Raw genomic sequence first — 755 nt, 5'->3', positions numbered from 1 at the left:
CTACGACACGGCGGGCGAGGACCTCGCGACGAGCGAAGGGACGAAGGATGTCGCCTACCTCGGAGCTGCCGACGGGCTCATCCTGCTCCTCGACCCGTTCCAGTTCCCGGCCAATCATTCCAAGGCGATCAGTAAGGGCATCCCGGCCGACCGGCTCTCCGCGGTGTCTCCGCAGCAGGTTCTCGCGAACGTCACCCAGATGCTCCGCGAGACGGGCAACGTCAAGCAGAACAAGAAGATCACCCAGCCGCTGGCCGTCGTGGTGAGCAAGATCGACGCCTTCTTCGACGAGATCGACTCGGACGAGGCTGTGCGGAGGGCACCACGGCAGATCCCCGCGTTCGACGAGAACGACTCGAGGGACCTCCACGACCACGTCGCCTCGATCATCGACGGCTGGGGCGGTGGTGACGTCCTCAGTCACCTCGAACTCAACTATAAGAACTACAGGTTCTTCGCGGCCTCGGCGCTCGGGGCGGAGCCCGACTACGGACAGGCCACGGCTGACAGCCAGGGAATCCGACCGCACAGGGTGGCGGACCCTCTGCTGTGGCTGATGGCGGGCGAGCGCATCCTCGAGAAGCGGGTGTAGCGATGTCGTTCGAGTCACTGATCTACACGGACTGTCTGTCCACGGAGTCCGTACACGGCGACTCGGGGTTCGCGTTCCAGGCCGTGAGCCCGGGGGCTGGCACCGAGATCCAGAACAAGGTGCAGAACAACGTCCTCTACCGGGTGCCGGGCGCACTGAGGGC

Annotated in this window: 2 protein-coding genes; both read left to right on the top strand. The window is 65.0% G+C overall.

Annotated elements, in window-relative coordinates:
• On the top strand, positions 1 to 592 hold a 592-nt coding region (locus tag H483_RS39610; RefSeq protein WP_017836702.1), incomplete at its 5' end, for a hypothetical protein.
• 2 nt (positions 593 to 594) lie between these two features.
• A partial coding sequence (locus H483_RS40570) for a hypothetical protein (RefSeq protein ID WP_193746869.1) occupies positions 595 to 755 on the top strand: 161 nt, incomplete at its 3' end.

Source organism: Dietzia sp. UCD-THP (genome assembly GCF_000349585.1).
Classification (GTDB): domain Bacteria; phylum Actinomycetota; class Actinomycetes; order Mycobacteriales; family Mycobacteriaceae; genus Dietzia; species Dietzia natronolimnaea_A.
The sequence above is the reverse complement of the archived record's forward strand: the minus strand, read 5'-3'. Positions and strand labels throughout refer to the sequence as shown.